This window comes from Zobellella taiwanensis (assembly GCF_003012795.1).
Classification (GTDB): domain Bacteria; phylum Pseudomonadota; class Gammaproteobacteria; order Enterobacterales; family Aeromonadaceae; genus Oceanimonas; species Oceanimonas taiwanensis.
This window is the reverse complement of record NZ_PXYH01000010.1, coordinates 21,936-42,905: the sequence shown is the minus strand read 5'-3', so window position 1 is coordinate 42,905 and position 20,970 is coordinate 21,936. Positions and strand designations below refer to the sequence as shown.

The following is a 20,970-nucleotide window of genomic DNA, read 5'->3' as shown; positions in this document are numbered from 1 at the left end:
TGAGGAGATAGCATGTCCCTAGTACGCCATCACACCGGCGAGCGCATGAGTCGCACCGTCATCCACAACAACACCGTTTACCTCTGCGGCCAGGTGGCCGAAGATCGCAGCCAGGACATTACCGAGCAGACCCGAACCATGCTGGCCAAGGTCGATGCCCTCCTGGCCGAAGCCGGCAGTGATCGCCAGCACCTGTTGAGCGCCACCATCTATGTAAAGGACATGAGTCTATTTGCCGAGATGAACAAGATATGGGACGCCTGGGTGCCCGCCGGTCACGCCCCGGCCCGGGCCTGCGTGGAAGCCGCCATGGCCAGCCCCGAGTTACTGGTGGAGATCTCGGTGATCGCCGCCATTCCTGAAGCCTGACCTCCTACAGAAACACCAAAGCCAGCCCTCGATGGCTGGCTTTTTGTGCCCTTTGCGAACTTGTAGTCCGTATTCCCACGCTGTTGCACTCCTGTTTGGAGTGCCGCGCTTGCGGTGCTCACCGAAAGGGTATTCCGGCTTGCGGCAGGGGCCGGTAATGCCGATCTGCTGTTCCTGTTAAGGTGTAAACATAGTAACCTCGAAGCTCTGACGAGTGGTTGCAAAGATAAAGTCATTTTCGCCCCTTAACGCAATAACTCTCCCCACCTATAATCCATTAAGAACAGTTATTGCCATAAGGACAGATTCTTGAGCAACCTCCTACAACTCGACCGCACCGACCGGCGCATCCTGGAGCTGATGCAGCGCCACGGCCGCATCAGCAACCTGGAGCTGGCCGAGCGGGTCGGCCTGTCGCCCTCGCCCTGCTCGCGCCGGGTCAAGGCACTGGAAGAAGCCGGCCTCATCCTCGATCACGTGACCCGGCTCAACGCCGCCCGGCTGGGGCTGACCCTGCAGGCCTATATCCACATCTCCCTGGACCGGCACACCCCGGAGCGGTTCGAGGCCTTCGACGCGGCCATACTGGGCTTTCCCGAGGTGCTGGAGTGCGATCTGATCACCGGCACCGAGGCCGATTACCAGCTCAAGGTGATAGTACGCGACATGGAGCACTACCAGCAGTTTTTGCTGGGCAAGCTGACCCGGCTGGAGGGGGTGACCGGGGTGCGCTCCAGCTTCGTGCTGCGGCGGATCAAGCAGGACACCGCCCTGCCGCTGGAACACCTGGGCTGAACCGGAGGAGCACGCCATGATGAGCTGCGATCAGCATGACTACCTCGAAATCGCCTGCCTGTACCGCTACCGGGTCCGGCTGACCCTGGCCTCGGGCCATCAGCTGACGGGCATCGCCCTCGACACCCGCCGCGACGGGGATCGGCAGGAGTGCCTGCTGCTGGGCACCGACGGGGCCGAGCAACTGGTGCGGCTGGCGGAACTGACCCGCATGGAGGCGCTCACCGACAACCCCCACTTCCGGGCCGTCGACTTCGACTGAGTCATGCCGGTCGCGTCGTACCGGCGCCCCGGCTGACCTCGAAGCTGCCCACCAGCTGCTGCAGGCCGAAGGCGGTGCCCTTCACCTGCTCGGTACTGCGCTGCAGCTCGCCGAAGGACACATTCATCTCCCCGGTGAGATCGGCGATCAGCGCCGTAGCCTGGCGGTTCTGCTCGCGGGTCTCGGCCAGGTCATTTATAACAGTGAACATCTGCTCCACCTTCTGTTGCAAATACTGCTCCGCCTCGCCGCCCTGGTCCACCAGGCGCAGGCCCTGATCCACCTCGGCCACGCCGTTTTCCATCATGGCCACCGCCGCCCGGGTTTCCCCCTGCATGCCTTCCACCTTGTGGCGGATGTCTTCCGCCGCCACCGCGGTGCGGGCCGCCAGGGCGCGCACCTCGTCGGCCACCACCGAAAAGCCCCGGCCGAACTCCCCGGCCCGGGCCGCTTCGATGGCGGCGTTGAGCGCCAGCAGCTCGGTCTGCTTGGTGATGTCGCTGATGGCGGAAACGATGTCGTCGATCTCCGTCGCCCGGCCGTCCAGGCTCCGCACCGCCGCCGCCGAGCCGGACACCACCTCGCGGATGCGCTGGTTGCCGTCCCGGGCCGACAACAGTTGCTGCTGGGTCCGCACCACCACCTGATCCATGGCCTGCTTCATCTCGCCGGCGGTGGCGCTGGCCAGATCCAGTTGCTGTTGCTGGCTGGCCAGGGCCGCCAGCATCTGCTCGATGGCGGAGGACAGGGTGCGGGAGTGATCCTGGGTTTGCCGGTTGACCCGGAACAGCCCCTGGTTGCTCTGCTCCAGCCGCTCCGCCATGGCGATCACCGAGCCCATCATGCCGTCCAGATTGTCGATAAAGCTGTTCATCCACATGCCCAGCTCGCCGGTTTCGTCCCGCCCCAGGCGCGATTTGTCCAGCCGCTGGCGCAGGTTGCCCTCGCCTTCGGCCAGGGTGCGCACCACCCCCGTCATCTCGTTCAGCCGGCGCGACAACCGCCGGGGCCCAAGCCGGGCAAAACACCAGCCGGACAGCAGCAGCAGCAGCAGGTTGCCCAGCAGCAGGGACGCAAGCGGCAGATCCAGCCCGGCCGCCGCCAGGTTGAAGGCCGGCACCGGCAGCACACAGGCCTGGTAACCGGCCTGCAGCTGCCAGCCCAAAGGACGGCGGCCGAACACTTCGGCCAGATCCGCCTCGCACATCATGCCGAAACGATCCGGCGAGCCGGGCAGGGAGAAGGTGACGCCCTTGCCCACCACCGGAATATGGCGGTAGTCCGCATAGCCCGGGTAGCGCACAAAGCCGTTGTGGCCGCGTTCTATGGTGCTCTTTACGCCCGGGTGCAGCTCGCCGGTGGCCGGATCGGTGAAGCGCAGCTCCAGCTCGGTATGGTGGTGGATGCGGATCTGGCCCCAGGGAGTGTTGATGCCCTCCTTCAGGTTTTCGCCGCCGCCGAAGGTGCTGTCCTCGAAGCGGGAGCGGGACAGGGCGGTGCCGGGGGCGATGCGCGAGTCGAAGCGGGATTCGACCATAAACAGGTAGTTGTCGCCCGAATCGGGGTAGATGTGCCCCGCTTCGCGCTGGATCAGGTCACTCATCACGTCGTTCGGCACCCGGGCGCACAGCAGGCCGCGCAGCTCGTCCTTCACCCGCACCGGAAAGTAGAACATCAGGGTCATGGCGTCGTGAAAGCGCGAGCTGGAAGGGCCGAGCCGCAGGGTGACCGGATCCGCGTAGGGGCCGTGCAAAAAGGGTCTGACCCCGGCCTCGGCCAGCACCCTGGCGTCGGTGTCGGCCTGCCCCTCCCGTCCGGCCTGGCTGGAGGCCAGCACCTGCCCTTCGGCCGACAACATGAACAATTCGGAGCAATCACCGCTTTCCCGACACAGATCCCGCAGCAGGGCGCCGTTGGCGGCCGGCTGCCGCCAGTCCAGCCGCGGGCCCAGGGTTTCGAGAAAGTACCATTGCTGGCGCGTCCAGCGCTGGAGCAAACTGACCCGGGTGGCGGCAAAGCCGTCGAACACCTGCTCCAGGCCGGCGATGCTGCGCCGGTTGAGCCAGTTGGCCCACTTCATCCTGAGCCGCAGGGCCAGGCTCATGCGGGGGCCGCGACCGGCCATATGGGGGGAAACAAACTGACCGCTCATGGCTGCCGATTCCATGCAAACTCCTTGTTTTTAGTGATTTTTCAACACATTTAGCAAGAAGCGTTCCATGGCGTGGAAAAGACGGAGCTGCCCCGTTCGGACCATTTCCAAGCATTAATGGCACCCCCTTGGTGGTATTCGTGGTGCTTTATCCGGCGCTGCCGCCCCCGCCGCCCGGCAGCGCACCATAACAGAACACCAAAATGGTGCGAACGCACCTGTCTGGCTCGGCTCAGTCGGCAATATCCATCGACAGGAACAGCCGCCGGTAGCCGGTGGGCACCGGCGGCGAACGGTGCCACAGGCCCCGGCCTTCTTCCCCTTCCCAGCCGTCGCCCTTCATCAGCGCCACGTCGCCCACCGCCAGTTGCTGCCACTGCTCCGGCTCCCGTCCCCCTTGCGCCAGCAGCTGGTTGCGCTGCTCCTGGTTGAGCCAGTGGGTGCCCGGGCCGGAATAGGTACTCACCAGCCGGCAGGGCAGCCGGTCCACATGGAAACGCGGGCACATGGCGGTTTGCAGGCTGGCCAGGCGCACGCCCACCCGGGGCAGATCGAACAGGCAGGCGAACATTTCCGCCAGTTGCTGCACGTCGGCGGCCAGGGCCTCCCGGCCGGGCAGATCCGGCAACTGCCCGGCCAGCTCCCCCGCCACCGCCTCGGCGGGCACCAGTTCGCGCACGCTGACCCGGCTGCCCGCCTGCAGCAGCCGCTGCACATAGTCGGCCGCCCCGGCCGGCAGGGGCCGCTGCCATACCGCCAGGTTGTAGTCGGGCTCATAGATCCGGGTGAGGGTGGCGGGATCGCCGCCCTGCACACTGACGGGGGCGAAACAGGACGACAGCTGATCGGTAATGCTCATGACCGGGGCTCCTTGCTGATACAGGGGATAAACAACACATGTTATGTTATAACAACAAATTCATCATAAGCCATGGCAAGCAAGCGGAGCAAACACCATGTCCAGCCCTTCCCCCCTTCCCGTGACCGTGCTGTCCGGTTTTCTCGGCGCCGGCAAAACCACGGTGCTGAACCATATCCTCAACAACCGCCAGAGCCTGCGGGTGGCGGTGATCGTCAACGACATGAGCGAGGTGAACATCGACGCCGCCACGGTGCAGCAGCAGGTGAGCCTGCACCGGGGCGAGGACCGGCTGGTGGAAATGAGCAACGGCTGCATCTGCTGCACCCTGCGCGAGGATCTGCTGCTGGAGGTGCGCCGGCTGGCCGGCGAGGGCCGCTTCGACTGCCTGGTGATCGAATCCACCGGCATCTCGGAGCCGATGCCGGTGGCCGAAACCTTTACCTTCGAGGGTGAAGACGGCAGCCGCCTGCACGACATCGCCCGGCTCGACACCCTGGTGACGGTGGTGGACGCGGTCAACTTCCTGGCCGACTTCCAGGCCGCCCAGGCCCTGGCCGAGCGGGGCGAGAGCCTGGGCGAGGACGACGAGCGCAGCGTGGCCGACCTGCTGATCGAGCAGGTGGAATTCTGCGACCTGCTGCTGGTGAGCAAGACCGACCTGGTGAGCCCGGCGCAACTGGCGGAGCTGACCGCCATCCTCGCCCGGCTCAACCCCGAGGCCGAGATCCTGCCCATCCGCCAGGGCCGGGTGAACCTGAACAAGGTGCTGGCCACCGGCCGCTTCGACTTCGAACGCGCCGCCCGCGCCCCCGGCTGGCTGCAGGAGCTGCGCGGCAAGCACCGCCCGGAAACCGAGGAATACTGCATAGGCAGCTTCGTCTATCGCGCCCGCCGCCCCTTCCACCCCCAACGTTTCTTCGACTGTCTGCACCGGCCCCGGGACGAAGGAAGGCTGCTGCGTTCCAAAGGCTTTTTCTGGCTGGCCAGCCGCCCGGATTTTGCCGGCCAGTGGAACCAGGCCGGCGGCATCGCCTACCACGGCGGCGCCGGCCTGTTCTGGCAGGCGGTGCCCGAGGAAGACTGGCCCGAGGACGAAGAAAGCCGGGAGCATATCCTGGCCAGCTGGGCCGAGCCCCATGGCGATCGCCGCCAGGAGCTGGTGTTTATCGGCCAGGGCCTGGACCAGGCCGGGCTGTGCCGCGAGCTGGACGCCTGCCTGCTGACCGACGAGGAACTGCACCAGGGCCCCGCCGCCTGGCAACAACTGCCCGATCCCTTCCCGGCCTGGGAGTAGACGGCACGGACCCCGCTGGCGCACAATAGCCGCCATTGTCGAGCCATTGAGTCCGTTCAATGAAAACCAATTTGATCACCCGTGCCGGCTGGCACAAACTGGACGACGAGCTCAAGCACCTGTGGAAGGTGGAGCGTCCCGCCGTGACACAGGCGGTGTCGGAAGCCGCCGCCCTTGGCGATCGCAGCGAAAATGCCGAAGCCGCAGGCGTGGCGTCGGGCCATCATAGGCAAGCCGAGCGCACCCCTTACTTGGGATGGAAACATGCAACCTCCACGGGTCTGTCATTAGTCTTGGCCATCGGATGGATGGCCCCAGTCATCAAGCGACGACTGGCCGTGGAGGCCGCTCCAAGCGGTAGACACGACGCAGGGGAAAAGCGTGTCGTTCGCCTAGCCGCAGGGCATGACGGACGTTGGGTGCCAGGGCAATGCTCGCCCCCAACCGATCCGCTTGTTCGTGGAAGTGACTGCCGCTCTCATGAGGGAGCTGGCGACCGTCTTCATGCATGTGGCCATGGGTATGCCCATGGCCGCTTAGATCACTCTTGTGGTCAAACGACGCAACGCTCGCCGCCCCATGGGCTTGCGCCTCGCCGAGGCTGGAGATGACCAGGCTCGGCAAGAACAATAGTAAGAACATAAGGTAGCCAAGACGGTGGCGCAGCCGATGGAGCATGACAAAACAACCAGAGTGAAAGTGATAACCAAGCAACACATGCTGTTTCAGCGCGAGCGTTGGCAGCATGATACCAATAGATTACCATCCCCCCTAGGGGGATAGAAACAATGAAAAGGAAAAGAACATGACACCGCATACCCACCAGTCGCATCCCGATATCATCAAGCGGCTCAATCGCGCTCGCGGCCATCTACAAAGCGTGACGCACATGATGGAAGAGGGTCGTCACTGCCTTGACATTGCGCAGCAGCTCCACGCGGTCGAGAAAGCTGTCCAGCAGGCTAAGCGCGTATTGATCCATGACCATATTGAGCACTGTCTGGATGACGCCCTTAGGCCGCTCTCACCGGAACAGCAACACCATGTCGACGATTTCAAAGCGATTGCGCGTTATCTGTGAGGAGCTAACGCCAGGCCAGCGCTCTGGTCTTCCTCACAGGGCAATATCTCAACCGTGATGTGAACGAGAGAGGAACAGTGGGCCTGGATATGGCGTTTGTAAGCCGTGGGCGACTCGGGTTCATGGGCCACGATGGAGACGATAGCGGCATAAATATATTGGGGCCGATCGACCACACATGAAGATCAGTAACACGGGCATCATCGTTCTCAACAGCTTGCTTGATGGCGTTTTCCATCGATTGATGCTGATGATCCAGCAGTACTGTCGATGTCTCTTTAAGCAACTGCCATGACCAGCGGGTGACCAAGATAGCGCCCACGATTCCCATGGCAGGGTCCATCCAACCCCAACCCGCATATTTACCCGCCAGCAGAGCCACAATCGCGAGCACTGACGTCAGTGCATCCGCCAATACATGCAGGTAAGCAGCACGACGATTATGGTCATGATGATGGCTGTGGTCATGATCGTGATCGTGCCCATGATGGTGATCATGACCGGCCTCGCCTAATATCCAAGCAGAAATACCGTTGACCACCAAACCGATGAAAGCGACAAAAATAGCCCCGTTAAACGAGATCTCAACGGGTTGAATAAAGCGGCCCACGCTTTCTATCACCATGTAAAGGGCGAACACGGCCAGCAGTATCGCGCCGGTAAATCCCCCCAGCGCGTTGACCTTTCCGGTGCCAAACGAGAACCGGTCATTCGTAGCATGCTTACGGGCATAGGCATACGCAAAGGCGGCAATACCCAGTGCCACCGCATGGGAGCCCATATGCAACCCATCGGCTAGCAGCGCCATTGACCCGTAGATCACCCCCGCCGTAATTTCCCAAACCATCATGGCCAGGGTCAGCCCGACCACAATGAGCGTCCGCAACTCACCGGAGCGTTTATGGTTCTGGCCAAACGTATGATCGTGCTGCCATTGGTCAAGGCGATGGTGAGGCATGACTAGCGTACCTAATGGAAGAAGAACATGTTCAGCGTATGCGCTATCGAGCATTGCGACGCCACCTATCCCCCCTGGGGGGATAGGTGGGATACTAGTGGAGATCAGGTGGGTTCACAACCGGACTTGCGATAGCAAGCACAGCAAAACACAAAAGGCGATACAGGCGAGCCGGAAACGCCATCAGCGGGTGACTGCTGGCTAAAAAACCACAAGAGACGCTAAGACACCAATAAGCGCGCACCCTGCCAGCACTTTGAGCATGCCCACCTTGAAATGAAAAATCGCGACCATCGCGCCTGCCGCCAGTAATAACGCCAGTAAATCGAGGGACGCTAAGTTCGGCGCTAAAAGTCGTGCCCCCATCACGTGCCATTCGCCTACGTCAGCGAAGATAACGTGAAGTCCAAACCAAATGGCTAGGTTGAGGATAACCCCGACGACCGCAGCGGTAATGGCGGACAGCGCAGCGCTTAAGGCGCGGTTGTCACGTAGACGCTCCACATAGGGAGCCCCTAAAAATATCCAAAGAAAACAAGGAACAAACGTTACCCACGTGGTCAGCAATGCGGCCAGCGTTGCCGCCAACATGGGATCAAGGCCTGTGGCCTCACGATAAGCGCCCATAAACCCAACAAACTGCACGACTTGAATTAACGGGCCCGGTGTCGTCTCCGCCATGCCCAGGCCATCCAGCATCTCGCCCGGTGCCAACCATCCATAATTTTGCACCGCCTCTTGAGTGACGTAACCCAGCACCGCATAGGCACCGCCAAAGGTCACCACCGCCATCTTACTGAAGAAGAATGCGATCTGACTGAACACATTCTCGCTGCCGAATAGGGCCAATAGCACCACCACCGGTGTTAGCCACAATAGGAGTAACGTGCCTGACATGCGTAGCGACCACTGGCGATTGGGGCGTGCATGGGCAGGCAGCCCTTTTCCCAGTAGGGAATCTCGGTCGCTAAGCACTGACTCGTCGGCATCACCGTGGCCACCTCCTACCTGAAAGGCTGTCATGCCACGCTTCCCTCCCCAGTACCCCAGAAGGGCCGCGCTTAGAACAATCACCGGAAACGCCACCTCAAAAAAGAAGATGGCGACAAACGCGGCAGCGGCGATGCCAAGCATTATCTGATTTTTTAGTGCCCGCTTGCCTATACGGACGACAGCGTTAAGCACCACGGCCAGCACCGCCGCTTTTAGACCAAAGAAGAGCCCCTCAACTGCCCCCACATTGCCCAAAGCTGCATACAGGTAGCTCAGGGCCAGAATGGCGATGAAGCCAGGTAACACAAAGAGGCTGCCCGCCACCAAGCCACCTTTGGTACGATGCATCAGCCAACCGATATAGATAGCCAACTGTTGCGCTTCTGGCCCCGGCAGCATCATGCAGTAGTTAAGTGCGTGCAGAAAACGGCGCTCGCCAATCCATTTTTTTTCTTCGACAAGGATGCGATGCATCACCGCTATCTGACCGGCGGGGCCGCCGAAGCTCAATAGTGCGATTCGTAACCAGACCCTAACGGCCTCACGGAACGGTACTTGATGGGGCGACTCAATGTTGGGCGGCATGGCACACTCTTTAGCGATGTAGGGGTGTTATTTTGTAGAATGTATAACAGTTAGGTTATACATACAACGAAAGAGGCGGTATGACAGATAACGTACAACACTGGTTAATCCTGATCATGCGTCTCAGTGGGCGGGCGGGCACGCCCCGTATGAGGATCTGGCGGGCGCTTCGTGGTTTAGGTGCCGTGGTACTCAGAGATGGTGTGTACTTACTGCCTACTAGCCCCTCGCGAAGGGAAGCGCTGGAGCAGCAAGTCGGCGCTATTCGGGAGCTGGGGGGTAACGCGCTGTTGATCGAGGTAGACGATTCAGCCATAGATAGCGTCGATGCGTTGCCTTCGCTCTTTGATCGAGAGCCAGATTTTCAAGCCTTACGGGCGGCGGTGGTTGAGTGGCAGCAGGCATGCCCTCAGTTGGAGGAGCGAGAAGCGCAGCGTCAATTGACCCAGTTGCAACGACGTTTACAAGGCATTGTGGAGATCGATTTTTTTCCAGGGTCAGAAAGCGAGCGCGCCATTATGGCCTTGGCAGAGGCGGAGACCGTCTTTAATCGCTATTTTGTGCCAGACGAGCCCCAGCCGATCCAAGCCGAGATCCCGCGGCTTGATCACGCTGCATTTCGTGGGAGATCGTGGGCCACGCGCTGTCGCCCTTGGGTGGACAGGCTAGCATCGGCTTGGTTGATCAAGCGCTTTATTGATCCCGAGGCTCGCTTCGTGTGGCTTGAGCATCCAAACCAGTGTCCGCAAGACGCGCTGGGGTTTGATTTTGATGGAGCCCCTTTCACCCATGTTGATGACAAGGTGACGTTTGAAGTGCTGCTCGCGAGTTTTAGCCTTGAGTCGCAGACAGGTTTGAGCAGAATTGCGGAGCTAGTCCACTACTTGGATGTGGGGGGCACCCCCGTGCCGGAGGCCGTGGGGCTAAAACTTATGCTGGCCGGGGCCAAGGAGCGTTGTGACGACGATGATGCCCTACTGCAACATACCGATATGTTGTTTGATGACCTTTACCAGGCGTATTTGGCAGGAGACCCAGGCCGGGAGTGAGCATGCGCTAATAGTGAACAAGCTGTCACACAACACAGATGAGCTGTGCTCTACCACCTGAATCCGTGAAGCCGGCGCCGACACTTTCCCTATCACCGCCAGCGAGCACTTTTTGATCATTCGCCCCGTGCAAGTTGGCTTTCGCAAGCCCGTTATTGCCAAAACCCACCGTGCTGATCGGTGCTGACGGCCCGTTTTGTCATGCCTTTCCACCCGCCAGGCACGACATATCTGGCGATCGCGTGTCGCTTGGAACTGCTTGTGGATAGAGTGTCGCCGATTGACGGTCAGCATGGCGTTCCTCGTGGATAACGCACTCGGCTCCGCAGCGTCTTGAGCACCGTCATGCGCCCGATATCCTGCCCGAAGTCGAGGATGATCTGCCGTGCCTTGTGAATCACGAGAGCCGCACGGTGCACCAGCTCTTGTAGCACGGTGCGCAGCCGGCGCCGCTTGGTCGGGTGGCGAACCGGGCTCAGCTCGCCGGTCATGCCCAGCTGTCCCATCAGGCGCAGGATGTTGTAGGCCAACTGGGCGAGATGCAGGATCAGATCGTTGGTGGCGAACTTGCCGGACGGCAAGCGCTCCAGGTCGAGATCGGTCTTGATCTCGCTGTGAAACTGCTCATGGGTGGCATGCGCCTGGTAGCGTTTGATCACCGCCTCCGGCGCCTCGTCCAGGCTGGTCCACCAGCCTTCCAACTCATAGTCCGGTTCGAGCAGCAACTGGCCATCGCGATCGGCGGTGCGCTCTACCAGGCGCATCACGCGTTGGACGACGTATTCGGTCTTGTTGTCGTCGTGGATCGAGACGGTCTGCGACCACAGCGCCTGGCGCTTGCCAGGACGCAGCTCTTCCCAGTAGTCCGCCGCCACCGCCAGCCAGGTATCTCGATCAGCCGTGGCCGAGCCACGCGGGTTCCATTTGACGACATAGTCGAGCCGGCGCCCCTCGTCGGCAAAGACCTGGCGTTGCTGTTCGAGAAGCGCCAGGTGCGCCTGGCTGTCGAAGCCGCTGTCCTCGCGTAACAGGATCGGTTGCTTGGTCAAGCATTGGGCGCGAGGCAGTACCCGCTCCAGGAAGGCGTTGCTCTCCTTCATGGTGTGCTGCTTGCCAGGCCGCAGTTCCAGACCCAGGCACCACCCTTCGTTGCCCAGATAGGCGGCGATCGGGGTGTAGCCATCGACCTTCTGGTAGGTCCGCGAGACGCCTTCCTTCTTCGAGTTGCTGTTGTCCATGACGAAGGTGTCGATGTCCAGGCAGACGTGCGTCGTCTCGGCGGTGATCGGTGCTTCGATCAGTGACAGCAGGGTCGTGGACCAGGTGGCGGTGCGCGCCTGCAGGTCGTTGGCGGCAAGTTTTTCCAGCCGCTGTCGCAGTGTCGCCGCGCTCGGCACCTTCTGCAGGGTCAGCAGTTGTTGGAAGGGCTTGTCGCGGCGGAAGTTCTCGACAGCGTCATAGTCGCTCATGCCCAGACACAGCAGGCCCAGGTAGCTCTTGATCACGTCACTGGTGCGCATGCCCAGCGTGGTGGGGAAGCGGCTGTCGATGCTGTCGACGCCAGCGATCTCGAAGCATTGCCCGATGATGGACAGCCCGGCGTGGCTGGTGAGGGTGCGGCAACTGGCGCGGAACTTTATGTTGGGCATGGCACTGTCTGGGTGAATGGCGATAATGGCTATATTGCCATGCAGGTCAGTGGGTTAGAAGTGCTTCCGGGGGCCGGTCTCACGGATTCAGGTACCAGGTAGACACATCGATAGAGGGAGTACACGCTTTAAAATATCAACGAGTGTCCACCTTGCTTTTATCCATCGAGCCAGCTTGATACTACACTAGGTCTCCTCGCGTGATACCGATCTTGCTAAAGGCATTCAACACTGAAGCTTCGCAGGGAACGTTTTCGTTTTTGGCTTTAGGGTGTTTGAACGTATCGGCGAACCCTGGGCAGTGTCGAACCAGTTTTTGAACGACACCTTCTACGTGCCGCACGTTAGAAAGCACTTGGCGCAGCCAATGTTCAAAGCTGCCTTGAGGGCTCAGTGTGAATACTAAACCTTTGTAGGAGGGAGGTTTGGAGGCCTCCTCACTACCGCCGGCTCTAGGTTTAGGAGGGCGGCGTTGGATCTCCATGAGATAGAGCGTTTGATCTAACACATGCACTCTAATGACGAGTACCCCGCGAGGCACCTTGGTCTGAGTATCAATGTAAACCCAATTAGCGACTGACGTTTCCACCTCGTCGTCTATTTCGAAAGGTTCCAGGCTGATCAACCGAGGGTCGGGGGAAGTGCTAAAGCCGTCTTCAAAGGTAAACCAGCTGACGCTATGAACCGTCTCGGGATAAGCCGATTTTAAATAAAGAAGCGCATTCCACATATCACGTAGAAAGCCCTGCGACTCCAGTGTAATAGGAGCGTGAATAGAGGCCTGTCCGACCCCTTTTCCTGATCCATGTGGCTCCCCGGTGGAGAAAATGGTTTCGTCGCCAGGAACGGGGACGCCTCGTGTATCGGGCACGTTTTTTCGGGTATATCGTTTATCCAAGACGGCGCGAGGCTTACCTAATATAACGAATTCGTCCTCAGGAAGGTCTAGCCAAGAAGAACCATGGTCGGGTTCGTCATCATCCGTGAGGTCAATGACATCGGGGATGTCTTGAAGCTGATGATAGGGAAACTGAGAGGGGGTATCGTCGCCATCGGTGGCTGGTACTGTCGTTGATTTCTCTCTTTCACGGTGGATCGTGGCACCATCGGGCTGCGTACAGCCTAATATCTGCAAGCCTAGAAATGCGTTGCCATCATCAATAGGTACTCCAGAAACAGAGATCTCCCCGTCCCCCTGGAACCAAGGGGTAACCTCTAAAAGCATCTGGTCTGGGGTGAAGCTGGCTTCAATCTGCGAATAAATTCTTCTGGCAGCCCGCTCGGCATAGGGATCGTACAAAATGTGTGCGAGCAAAATCGCATCGTGCCTATGAACTCGATGAGTAAATCTGACGGGCCATGTGCCCGGTGATGCAGGTGCATTAAGCGGTCGATAAAGCCGTTCTTTGACCTCTTCCCAACGGTAAGTGGCGAGGACACGCTTAATTTCAGAAGAGCGACCGTAACAGCGTGCAAAAAACTCTGTACAAGGGATGAGCAGATGTTTGTCATCCGGGAGGTCAAAGTCAATCAGGTACGTTTTGTGCTGACTTTTCTGGGGTAAGTAGTTCGAATCATGAAAGGAGGTATAGAGGCTGCGCCCTTCTCTGAGCAAGTCGTCTAGGGAGACGATTCGCCAGCCGCCTGGAGAGAACGAAACGGGGAATTTTCTCTCCTCGTAGGCAATACGGGAGTTACTCACGCCCTTTTCCCATACGGAGCCGATTCTCAATAGCCCCACATGCGTTAAGACTGTCTCACGTCTAACCAAGCCTCCTAAGTTATTCTCATGGTCGATGGTTCTCAAGAAGATATGGATTTTAGGGACGCTTCGTAAGCGATTATTCTTGAAGATAGGCCCATACCACCAAACGACCAAGCGCTCAGCTTCGTCTTTAAAGGTGCCATCTGGGAAGCTAAAAGTTCTGCATTGTTTGAGAGAAACGGTCACAAGGGCGCGCTCTATGTAAACTCAACATAGAGATTGTCGCAGCAATTATTGTTTAGTCGCAACAATTGTTGAAAATGACAGTAAGAGCTAGAAACAATTCGTTCTTCATCTGAGCTCTCTACACCATCAGATAGCTTGGAGCCCTCTTGACTCTTACCATAAAATTTAGTCGATTTTCGATATGGGTGTCTCAATGAAAACTTTGACTTTGTACAGTAGTATTCAATTAAGTCATCATATTCATTGTAAAAATCACAAACACTTAATTGAGCTACTGGATGCATTATTGATATAGTTCTTGGCGTCTTGTTGCCACCTCGACTAACATAATAATCTAGTGGAATATAAGTGCCACCGTTACTTTGAAAATTAAGCCCTGAAATTTCACCGTATGAATTTATATATCTCTTATCCTTAAACCTCTGGTACAGAGTAAAGTTAGAAAACCATAGAGGCAACTCGTAAGGCAATACATCTGTCAGTAATACTCGTAATTTATCACTTGTGTCAACTTTGATGATACTAGACATCTTTCCACACCCGCATAATTCTAACTGTCTGGCTTTTGCTAAAGTTCCCAACCTTTTTATTCTTTACATTTCCATACACTGATATTTTTCTTATTTTATCACGCTCTTCAGCACTCAATCCAAAACGAGGGGAGTTAATCTGACAACAAAGAAAGCCATCGATGCCTTTTAGGCATTCGAAATCATTTGTGACATACTGATAGTTATGAGCGATTCCACCCAGTAAATTTCCATTATTTCCTTTTTTTACGATTTTTAGCATTGATAGATATTCAAGCCGCTTCTTTAGAAGGTTTATATTTTTTTGTTTCTTATGATCACAAAATCCTTTTATTATTCTAGATTTTATTTTGTTAAGTTTAGATGTCGAAATTTCAACATTTACTTTGTTTGGCTTATTCTTTACAGAAGAAACCTTTATTGAATAACCTAAATAGTCGAAAGATGCTGTACTCGAATGACCACTATAGTATTTACCAGGACTTTTATTTATACTTAAGCCCAGATCTTCTGTAAGAGATTTGACATACTTTTCGACATCCACCTCCTTCCCTTGAGGCACTAATATAATTATATCATCAACATATCTGGCACTATAAATAACACTCTTGTGGGATGCTATATTATTATCCAATAATTCCAAATACAGTTCGGCCAGTGTCGGGCTGATAGCTAGCCCTCTGGGTAAACCATCTACATTATGAATTTCTTGGAGATGACTATGAATCTGATTAAGTAGTTGCATACATTCTGGAGCTAAAATCAAGTCATTATCAAACTTATTAATTAGTCTATTTAGCTTGATATCTTCATAGCAATCCTTGATATCCAACCTCAGGACATGATAATTTCCAGAATCTTTTAGGAGAGAAATAAGTTGTCTTACTATCCTATTACGATCTGATTGTCTAACTTTATAAATCCTTCGGATAAATCTATCGAGCAACCTAATAGATAAGTCATCTTCTACTATAGAAGGACTAAAAACAGACTTCCTTTTTACTATCTTCTTTTCAAATGGCAGTAATTTCAGGTTGTGCTTATTCCAGTGACTTACAATATCACCTATCGCCACATCGACATTATCATTGCTCGACAACAGCCTCCACTTTCTTACATCTTGCGGTGTAAGAATTTTAGCAAGTTGATTTTTATCAAATACTTGTTTCAGCATTATCTTTTTCTTTCTATTTAATTGATTGGTTTACTTTATCGAGCAGTACATTACTCAATCACCCATTCAACTTTATTAACAAAGTTTCATCCCGCTCTGTAGCTGATAGCTTCAACTTCCCACTCTTTGCTGCCTTCAGGAGTTCTAACCACGACCTCATCACCGACAGCCTTCCCAAGACAAGCTCTGACGATGGGGGCGTTAACTGAGGCATAATCTTTTCTGCCGTAGATTTCGTCGGGCCCAACAATTCTAAATGTTAAGGTTTTATCATCATCATCAACCAAGGTAACCCATGCTCCAAAATATGCTTTACCTTCTTGAGTAGGGTTATACTCAATGACACGTAGAACCTCTAATCTTTTCTTAATGAACCTTACCCGCCGGTCAATTTCCCTCAGTCTTTTCTTGTTATATTGATAATCTGCATTCTCAGAGCGATCGCCCAAACTTGCGGCCCACTGCACTTTCTTAGTAACTTCCGGCCGTTCCTCTCGCCAAAGCTGGTTGAGTTCTCTTTCCAGCTTAGCGTAACCTTCTGGCGTGATAATATTGGTATTCATGATCACCTATAGATTAATGAGAGCTTTTTTCACAGCATCAATAGTAGCTGCACGGAGAACTACGGCTCCAGAACTATCTACCACCTCTCCAAACTCTGAAATAGAAAAGTCCCACTTACCAAGAAACTCTTCCGAAATTATATATTCAAGAGCACGACGTTCCAAGCTGGATAACGCTGAATCTTCATCCAACTTCTCATTTTGGTAATCTCTTACTTCAATACGTGTACCAGGCGGGTTAAATTCGCGAAGCTTTTTATTTGCTGCAGCTAACTCAGATGCTTGCATTCGAACAAGCAATTTATGTTTTGGGTTCTGGATCTCTTCAATCCAGTCATCTTCCTTCTTAGATACTACATTATTTTTTTTGTTATGGTGGTACTCTTCAAAGGAACGGAGTAAAGCTCTGTAGCTCTCTCCTGTTTTATTACGTAAACTCTGAGCTTTAGGCACACCTCTTTTATAGCCAAGTCGAGCTATAGTTGCTACGGAAAAGTCATAAACCTCTCTTTTCTCTTGCTCCACACAGATTTCATAAATGATATCAAGTGTTTTACATGCTTTTGGCGTGGCACTTTCCTTAAGCCTTTCCAATAAAATTTCTGGTTTCATTACGCACCTCCTAAAAGTATAACTGAGTTTGACTCCTTACTGATTAGCTCAATTTCAGAAGGTTCTATTTTTTCCGGACCAACTAAATCAGAAAGTTTAAGCTGCCCATCAATAAGTTTATTAACTTTCTCCCAAGTTTTCAGACGTGACTTGAACAAAGATACCAGTTGGTTGCCCACTTTAAGCTGTTCCTCTTTTGAAAGTAAAAAAAGGCGTGGAGCAAGATCATTAAAGCTTGCCATTCTATCAATTAACTGAGATCTAGGAATGATGGCCCGTGATGCATTACAGCTTTCATAAATGGTTGCATTTTCACATATTTCATGAAGCTGTTGGAAATTAGAGCCATCTTCAATCTCGATCTGAATTTCTGAATCAGACATTTTTATAAGAGCTAAATTAGAGTCATCAGTGCTTAGCTGACCATTAGTTATCGACTGTGACAATTGTATCAGTTTATAAGCTGCTTGAAGATCACACAAAAGCATATCCATTTTTTTTGCTGCACTTTCATATTCTGACTCTAATTTCCTCAACTTAAACTCAAGAGGCTTTCTTTTGCTGACATCAAAGTCTTCCTTTTTTAGGTTAGAAATATACTCAAGTCTATCAAGATCTCTCAACTCTGAATTAATAAAATCGATGTCATTCTGCAAGCTTTGACAATTATCAGACTGGTCATTTGCTTCTAACAGTATTTCATTGGTAATCGATAGCAAACCACCTATGAACACTGGTCCAGTAATAAAATGCCGACAACGCAAACAGTTTTGAAAACCTAAATATCCAGAAGATACCGGACTGCGCACTTTGCTTGCCCCAATTTCTTCTCCGCCATCATCACAGCGAGATGCAGCAAATGGACAGATTCCATAGTCTCTAAAGACATAGTTCCCTGCTGGTACATCATTAGTAAGTGATTGGAGCAATTCTTGATTATTGCCAACCAACTGATTCTTTACTGACTCTATATTATTCTGCTCAATCTCTGCTTGAGTCGCCTCTGCCTGAGTCTTTAGAGCTTTTTTCTCAGCAGCCTCAAACCGCTTTCGAATATCTCTTTGAGTAACTTTGCAATAGTAAATAGACATGACGATAGATGAGTGACCAACCACCTTCATGACAATCTCTACTGGCATTCCCATTTCCATAATATAAGCTGTAATCAGACTTACTCGCATGGAGTGTGGGGTATATTTAGACTTATAATTTGAAAGTCCATAATCATTTCCGCTCAACTCAGCCAGCTTTAAACTGGAAGGCTGAACATGATATAGAGTGGCGGCCAAACGCATAGTAAGCGCTAACCCTGGATTTTTTGGTTCAACATCACCGAATGCTCTGAACAGAAAGCAGTTAACTCCTTTACTCTTAAGCTGTGACTCATTTAGGTTAGTTCGAATGCATTTAGTCCAAGGGGTAGCTCCATTAATCGGGTTGTATTTTTGTTGCCACTTACGAAGTTTCACAAGCCAATAAGCAAGGTCCTCTGGCATCCAAGGGATAGAGTACCCCACACCACCGTTGCTGGTTTTGTTGGTAGTAACATACATCCCCATATGACCATCTGGTAGTTTTTTAATAAAAGATTGAGATTTCGTCATGCCCGCCATTGGACTGGTATTTTTCACCCAAAACAACTTTCCAGACTGATCCAAGTCAGCGATTTCTTTGTCCCCTTCACCGGAATCATTATAAGCAATTTGCCGACCTCTCAAAGGTACCTTAGTAAGAGCATAAGTATGAACCCAGTCTATTGGACACCATAAATAATATTGACTTCCTTGTTTTCTCACAACACAGTCAGGATCAGAGTAATCTACTAGATCAGGTGTTATCTTCACCCAATCAGCGTCAAACTTCTGCAAGTGTTTCAGGTCTCCAAAATGCCTCGCTTTTTCTGGAATAATCCATTCTTGAGCTTTTCTAACAAAATAATATTGCAAACAGGGCTTTGTTGTCTCACTTCTAACAGGTGCAGTGACACTTTTATCTTCAAGCAATAACTGAAACGGGTTTCGTGCATTCATAACGCGCACTACTTCACCTGTTTCTTCATCTTCATCAGTTAAATCGTTACTGATAACAAAGTTCATAAACTCATTAACAGCCATGATGATGTTTCTACGATAATTATCAGTAGGTAACTTTTTCAACTCTTCTCTAAATGGACGAATATTAACCTTTTCTTTTGTGAGAAAGCTTTGTGGCGAAGTACTTTTATCATGCTTTTCAATATAAAATCTTACAAAGCGACAAAGATGATTTATTTTAGATCCACCACCATGTGCTTGCTTCATAAACTCCTTTATCTTTTCACCCCATAACTTAAAGGGTTCTGATATGTACTCTGGCTTAAATGGCTTTTCTTTACCACAAAAATCATACCAGCTCTCCCATTCTTCATAAAAAGTCTCAGGTGCTCTAGGATAAGAAGGATCTTTTAATGAATTAACCCAAGATATATACTCTCGCTTTGATTTAATTTCCCTTTCCTGCACTTCTTCCTTTAAATCATCATACTTTTTAATCTTAGGCAGATCAAAAAATTCAGAGTAACTGGTCCACTCATCACGGAACAGCCTTTCGGGGTGGGCTGGAAGACTAGGGATATCTTTATAACGCTGCCTATAATCAACGGAGTTTTTTATACCATGTTTCTTACAAATAGCTTTTAGCTCTTCCAAACTAGATGCACTAATGGAGGGTATATTGTAATTTTTCCTATTGCTTGAGCTCATTTTCAGACTCTCTCATTTCTGTTCTTATATCGTCACTGGTAGGCTTTATGTAAACCAAACAGGAATTAGGACTCTTATGGTGCATCGCCTTCTGCAGTTCAACCTGGCTTAGCCCTAACTTCCTGCCACGATAACCATATGCATGTCGATGACCATGCTCTGTTGTACCTAACTCTTTCTTATAATCCAACCCGATGCGCTCTACAGCACGTTTATGTCGGCGCTGAAAGTTTTTTAATGTATCAGGTTCACCCCGGTCATTAGTAAAGGCAAACGGGTGATTATCACTTGGTTCAACTCTTTGATACTTGAGATAGTTCACCCATACAATAAGAAATTCTTTTGCTTTGCACGTTGGGTTGAATATAACTTCGAAGTATCCATCTTTACTGGTCATCAGAGGATTCTTCCAGCCAGAGTAAAGACGCTCTGTTATACGATATCGATTTCTTGGCTGATAACCAGTTTCAGACCGCAAATACTCAGATCTATTTTTATACTTTGGATCTGGTGATCGTCCATATAAAGGATGATAGACTCTGACCAAAGCTTCACCCTCATGATTTGGATGAATTGTGATATCTGAAGTAAAGATGTGGAAAAGCTCACTCTTCCTGAGACCACCATAATTAAGGAGCATAGTCATAGCCTGAGAACGATAGTCAACTCTCCCTTTACAAACAAAGCCATCATGAATCAGGCTTTCTATTTTATCTTCAGGAAAGCGCTCGGCTTTATCATTACTTATCACTAGCTGGGCTGGCGTATAGATCAAACGTTTTCGAGCTGCTGCTTTTTTTGCTTCAGCATATGAAGATAAATGATTAAGAAAGACATTGGCTTGCTTGTGATAGTAAGCACACCAGTTCATGCGTTCTTCCCAACTGCTTGCATTCCTAAATGGGTTTATACGACTCTCTTCATATTCATCTTGTCGAGCTAGAAAATCGGTGTACGCTGTTATATGAAAAAGAATGGTATTAGCATCACTCAAATTCCTTGGCTTCCAGAATAAACCTAATGAATCATCGCAAGCTTCATAATCAATTGTTCCTGTCACCAGAGCTTCAGTGAAATTCTTCAAAAGAGTTATTATTTTTTTGAAGCGAGAAGTAGCCTCTATATAGTCAATCAACAGTCTCACTGAAAAAATGGATTTTTCTTTCCAAGAATCACTTTTCTCTGAATACCAAGCAAGATAACGGAGATGCGAGATCAAGATCCCGTTACGAGTGTAGACAGCTGGTAACTGATGTCGGTTTCCACTTGCTGTGTCTGTATAGCTTACAGCTAGCTTCAAGGAATACTTCATATTAGTATATCTGTTATAGGGTTACTTCATGAAGCGTA

Annotated in this window: 19 protein-coding genes; 7 read left to right on the top strand and 12 right to left on the bottom strand. The window is 52.6% G+C overall.

Annotation, left to right across the window (positions count from 1 at the left end; genetic code table 11):
- Positions 1 to 12: 12 nt before the first annotated feature.
- From C7I36_RS08760 to C7I36_RS08750, 3 genes are all read left to right on the top strand, one after another.
- The gene (locus tag C7I36_RS08760; RefSeq protein ID WP_106453338.1) at positions 13 to 369 is read left to right on the top strand and encodes a RidA family protein; all 357 of its coding nucleotides are present in this window, start codon (positions 13 to 15) and stop codon (positions 367 to 369) included.
- 309 nt (positions 370 to 678) lie between these two features.
- Complete coding sequence (locus C7I36_RS08755) at positions 679 to 1,164, top strand: Lrp/AsnC family transcriptional regulator (RefSeq protein WP_106453337.1); 486 nt, start codon at positions 679 to 681, stop codon at positions 1,162 to 1,164.
- 16 nt (positions 1,165 to 1,180) lie between these two features.
- On the top strand, positions 1,181 to 1,426 hold the full coding sequence (locus C7I36_RS08750) for a Rho-binding antiterminator (protein ID WP_106453336.1): 246 nt from the start codon (positions 1,181 to 1,183) through the stop codon (positions 1,424 to 1,426).
- Position 1,427: 1 nt separating this feature from the next.
- Here C7I36_RS08750 and C7I36_RS17435 read toward each other — a convergent pair whose 3' ends face one another.
- Entirely contained in the window at positions 1,428 to 3,593 is a 2,166-nt protein-coding gene (locus C7I36_RS17435) for a methyl-accepting chemotaxis protein (protein ID WP_219899626.1), read from the bottom strand.
- A 217-nt stretch (positions 3,594 to 3,810) separates the two neighbouring features.
- Positions 3,811 to 4,437: a DUF1826 domain-containing protein gene (locus tag C7I36_RS08740; protein ID WP_106453335.1), complete on the bottom strand. Its 627-nt coding sequence runs from the start codon at positions 4,435 to 4,437 to the stop codon at positions 3,811 to 3,813.
- A 97-nt stretch (positions 4,438 to 4,534) separates the two neighbouring features.
- On the opposite strand from C7I36_RS08740, the gene zigA reads away from it, so the two are divergent.
- The 3 genes from zigA (at position 4,535) to C7I36_RS08725 (ending at position 6,815) form a co-directional block, all read left to right on the top strand.
- Positions 4,535 to 5,734: a zinc metallochaperone GTPase ZigA gene (gene zigA, locus C7I36_RS08735; protein WP_106453334.1), complete on the top strand. Its 1,200-nt coding sequence runs from the start codon at positions 4,535 to 4,537 to the stop codon at positions 5,732 to 5,734.
- A 59-nt stretch (positions 5,735 to 5,793) separates the two neighbouring features.
- Positions 5,794 to 6,345, top strand: a complete 552-nt coding sequence (locus C7I36_RS17975) for a hypothetical protein (RefSeq protein ID WP_425445040.1) — start codon at positions 5,794 to 5,796, stop codon at positions 6,343 to 6,345.
- Between the two features lie 194 nt (positions 6,346 to 6,539).
- Positions 6,540 to 6,815, top strand: a complete 276-nt coding sequence (locus C7I36_RS08725; protein WP_085919469.1) for a metal-sensing transcriptional repressor — start codon at positions 6,540 to 6,542, stop codon at positions 6,813 to 6,815.
- Positions 6,816 to 6,819: 4 nt separating this feature from the next.
- Here the strand turns inward: C7I36_RS08725 and dmeF are convergent, their stop codons facing one another.
- Both dmeF and chrA read right to left on the bottom strand, forming a co-directional pair.
- Complete coding sequence (gene dmeF / locus C7I36_RS08720) at positions 6,820 to 7,827, bottom strand: CDF family Co(II)/Ni(II) efflux transporter DmeF (protein WP_245880079.1); 1,008 nt, start codon at positions 7,825 to 7,827, stop codon at positions 6,820 to 6,822.
- 147 nt (positions 7,828 to 7,974) lie between these two features.
- On the bottom strand, positions 7,975 to 9,351 hold the full coding sequence (chrA, locus tag C7I36_RS08715) for a chromate efflux transporter (RefSeq protein WP_106453333.1): 1,377 nt from the start codon (positions 9,349 to 9,351) through the stop codon (positions 7,975 to 7,977).
- 80 nt (positions 9,352 to 9,431) lie between these two features.
- Here chrA and C7I36_RS08710 point away from each other — a divergent pair, with 80 nt between their 5' ends.
- Positions 9,432 to 10,400, top strand: a complete 969-nt coding sequence (locus tag C7I36_RS08710) for a chromate resistance protein ChrB domain-containing protein (RefSeq protein ID WP_106453332.1) — start codon at positions 9,432 to 9,434, stop codon at positions 10,398 to 10,400.
- A gap of 287 nt (positions 10,401 to 10,687) precedes the next feature.
- Here C7I36_RS08710 and C7I36_RS08705 read toward each other — a convergent pair whose 3' ends face one another.
- From C7I36_RS08705 to gmtY, 8 genes are all read right to left on the bottom strand, one after another.
- On the bottom strand, positions 10,688 to 12,049 hold the full coding sequence (locus C7I36_RS08705) for an IS1380 family transposase (protein ID WP_106453331.1): 1,362 nt from the start codon (positions 12,047 to 12,049) through the stop codon (positions 10,688 to 10,690).
- Positions 12,050 to 12,230: 181 nt separating this feature from the next.
- Positions 12,231 to 14,000 (bottom strand): hypothetical protein, encoded by a 1,770-nt coding sequence (locus C7I36_RS17265; RefSeq protein WP_146137322.1) that lies wholly within the window; start codon positions 13,998 to 14,000, stop codon positions 12,231 to 12,233.
- 11 nt (positions 14,001 to 14,011) lie between these two features.
- The gene (locus C7I36_RS17260; protein WP_146137321.1) at positions 14,012 to 14,530 is read right to left on the bottom strand and encodes a hypothetical protein; all 519 of its coding nucleotides are present in this window, start codon (positions 14,528 to 14,530) and stop codon (positions 14,012 to 14,014) included.
- Entirely contained in the window at positions 14,523 to 15,704 is a 1,182-nt protein-coding gene (drt3a, locus tag C7I36_RS08700) for an antiviral reverse transcriptase Drt3a (RefSeq protein ID WP_106453330.1), read from the bottom strand. The genes C7I36_RS17260 and drt3a overlap by 8 nt, the downstream gene beginning before the upstream one ends.
- Positions 15,705 to 15,790: 86 nt before the next feature.
- On the bottom strand, positions 15,791 to 16,267 hold the full coding sequence (gene greB, locus C7I36_RS08695; protein ID WP_106453430.1) for a transcription elongation factor GreB: 477 nt from the start codon (positions 16,265 to 16,267) through the stop codon (positions 15,791 to 15,793).
- Between the two features lie 6 nt (positions 16,268 to 16,273).
- The gene (gene gmtX, locus C7I36_RS08690) at positions 16,274 to 16,879 is read right to left on the bottom strand and encodes a gamma-mobile-trio protein GmtX (RefSeq protein ID WP_106453329.1); all 606 of its coding nucleotides are present in this window, start codon (positions 16,877 to 16,879) and stop codon (positions 16,274 to 16,276) included.
- Positions 16,879 to 19,620, bottom strand: a complete 2,742-nt coding sequence (gmtZ, locus tag C7I36_RS08685; protein WP_106453328.1) for a gamma-mobile-trio integrase GmtZ — start codon at positions 19,618 to 19,620, stop codon at positions 16,879 to 16,881. Before gmtZ ends, gmtX begins: the two co-directional genes overlap by 1 nt.
- The gene (gmtY, locus tag C7I36_RS08680; RefSeq protein ID WP_106453327.1) at positions 19,604 to 20,932 is read right to left on the bottom strand and encodes a gamma-mobile-trio recombinase GmtY; all 1,329 of its coding nucleotides are present in this window, start codon (positions 20,930 to 20,932) and stop codon (positions 19,604 to 19,606) included. The genes gmtZ and gmtY overlap by 17 nt, the downstream gene beginning before the upstream one ends.
- Between the last annotated feature and the right edge of the window lie 38 nt (positions 20,933 to 20,970).

What these genes read in the sequence shown, in the direction of transcription:
- C7I36_RS08760 (WP_106453338.1), top strand. Translation starts at nt 13, where the DNA reads ATGTCCCTAGTACGCCATCACACCGGCGAGCGCATGAGTCGCACCGTC.
- C7I36_RS08750 (WP_106453336.1), top strand. Translation starts at nt 1,181, where the DNA reads ATGATGAGCTGCGATCAGCATGACTACCTCGAAATCGCCTGCCTGTAC.
- C7I36_RS17435 (WP_219899626.1), bottom strand. Translation starts at nt 3,593, where the DNA reads ATGGAATCGGCAGCCATGAGCGGTCAGTTTGTTTCCCCCCATATGGCC.
- C7I36_RS08740 (WP_106453335.1), bottom strand. Translation starts at nt 4,437, where the DNA reads ATGAGCATTACCGATCAGCTGTCGTCCTGTTTCGCCCCCGTCAGTGTG.
- zigA (WP_106453334.1), top strand. Translation starts at nt 4,535, where the DNA reads ATGTCCAGCCCTTCCCCCCTTCCCGTGACCGTGCTGTCCGGTTTTCTC.
- C7I36_RS17975 (WP_425445040.1), top strand. Translation starts at nt 5,794, where the DNA reads ATGAAAACCAATTTGATCACCCGTGCCGGCTGGCACAAACTGGACGAC.
- C7I36_RS08725 (WP_085919469.1), top strand. Translation starts at nt 6,540, where the DNA reads ATGACACCGCATACCCACCAGTCGCATCCCGATATCATCAAGCGGCTC.
- dmeF (WP_245880079.1), bottom strand. Translation starts at nt 7,827, where the DNA reads ATGCTCGATAGCGCATACGCTGAACATGTTCTTCTTCCATTAGGTACG.
- chrA (WP_106453333.1), bottom strand. Translation starts at nt 9,351, where the DNA reads ATGCCGCCCAACATTGAGTCGCCCCATCAAGTACCGTTCCGTGAGGCC.
- C7I36_RS08710 (WP_106453332.1), top strand. Translation starts at nt 9,432, where the DNA reads ATGACAGATAACGTACAACACTGGTTAATCCTGATCATGCGTCTCAGT.
- C7I36_RS08705 (WP_106453331.1), bottom strand. Translation starts at nt 12,049, where the DNA reads ATGCCCAACATAAAGTTCCGCGCCAGTTGCCGCACCCTCACCAGCCAC.
- C7I36_RS17260 (WP_146137321.1), bottom strand. Translation starts at nt 14,530, where the DNA reads ATGTCTAGTATCATCAAAGTTGACACAAGTGATAAATTACGAGTATTA.
- drt3a (WP_106453330.1), bottom strand. Translation starts at nt 15,704, where the DNA reads ATGCTGAAACAAGTATTTGATAAAAATCAACTTGCTAAAATTCTTACA.
- greB (WP_106453430.1), bottom strand. Translation starts at nt 16,267, where the DNA reads ATGAATACCAATATTATCACGCCAGAAGGTTACGCTAAGCTGGAAAGA.
- gmtX (WP_106453329.1), bottom strand. Translation starts at nt 16,879, where the DNA reads ATGAAACCAGAAATTTTATTGGAAAGGCTTAAGGAAAGTGCCACGCCA.
- gmtZ (WP_106453328.1), bottom strand. Translation starts at nt 19,620, where the DNA reads ATGAGCTCAAGCAATAGGAAAAATTACAATATACCCTCCATTAGTGCA.
- gmtY (WP_106453327.1), bottom strand. Translation starts at nt 20,932, where the DNA reads ATGAAGTATTCCTTGAAGCTAGCTGTAAGCTATACAGACACAGCAAGT.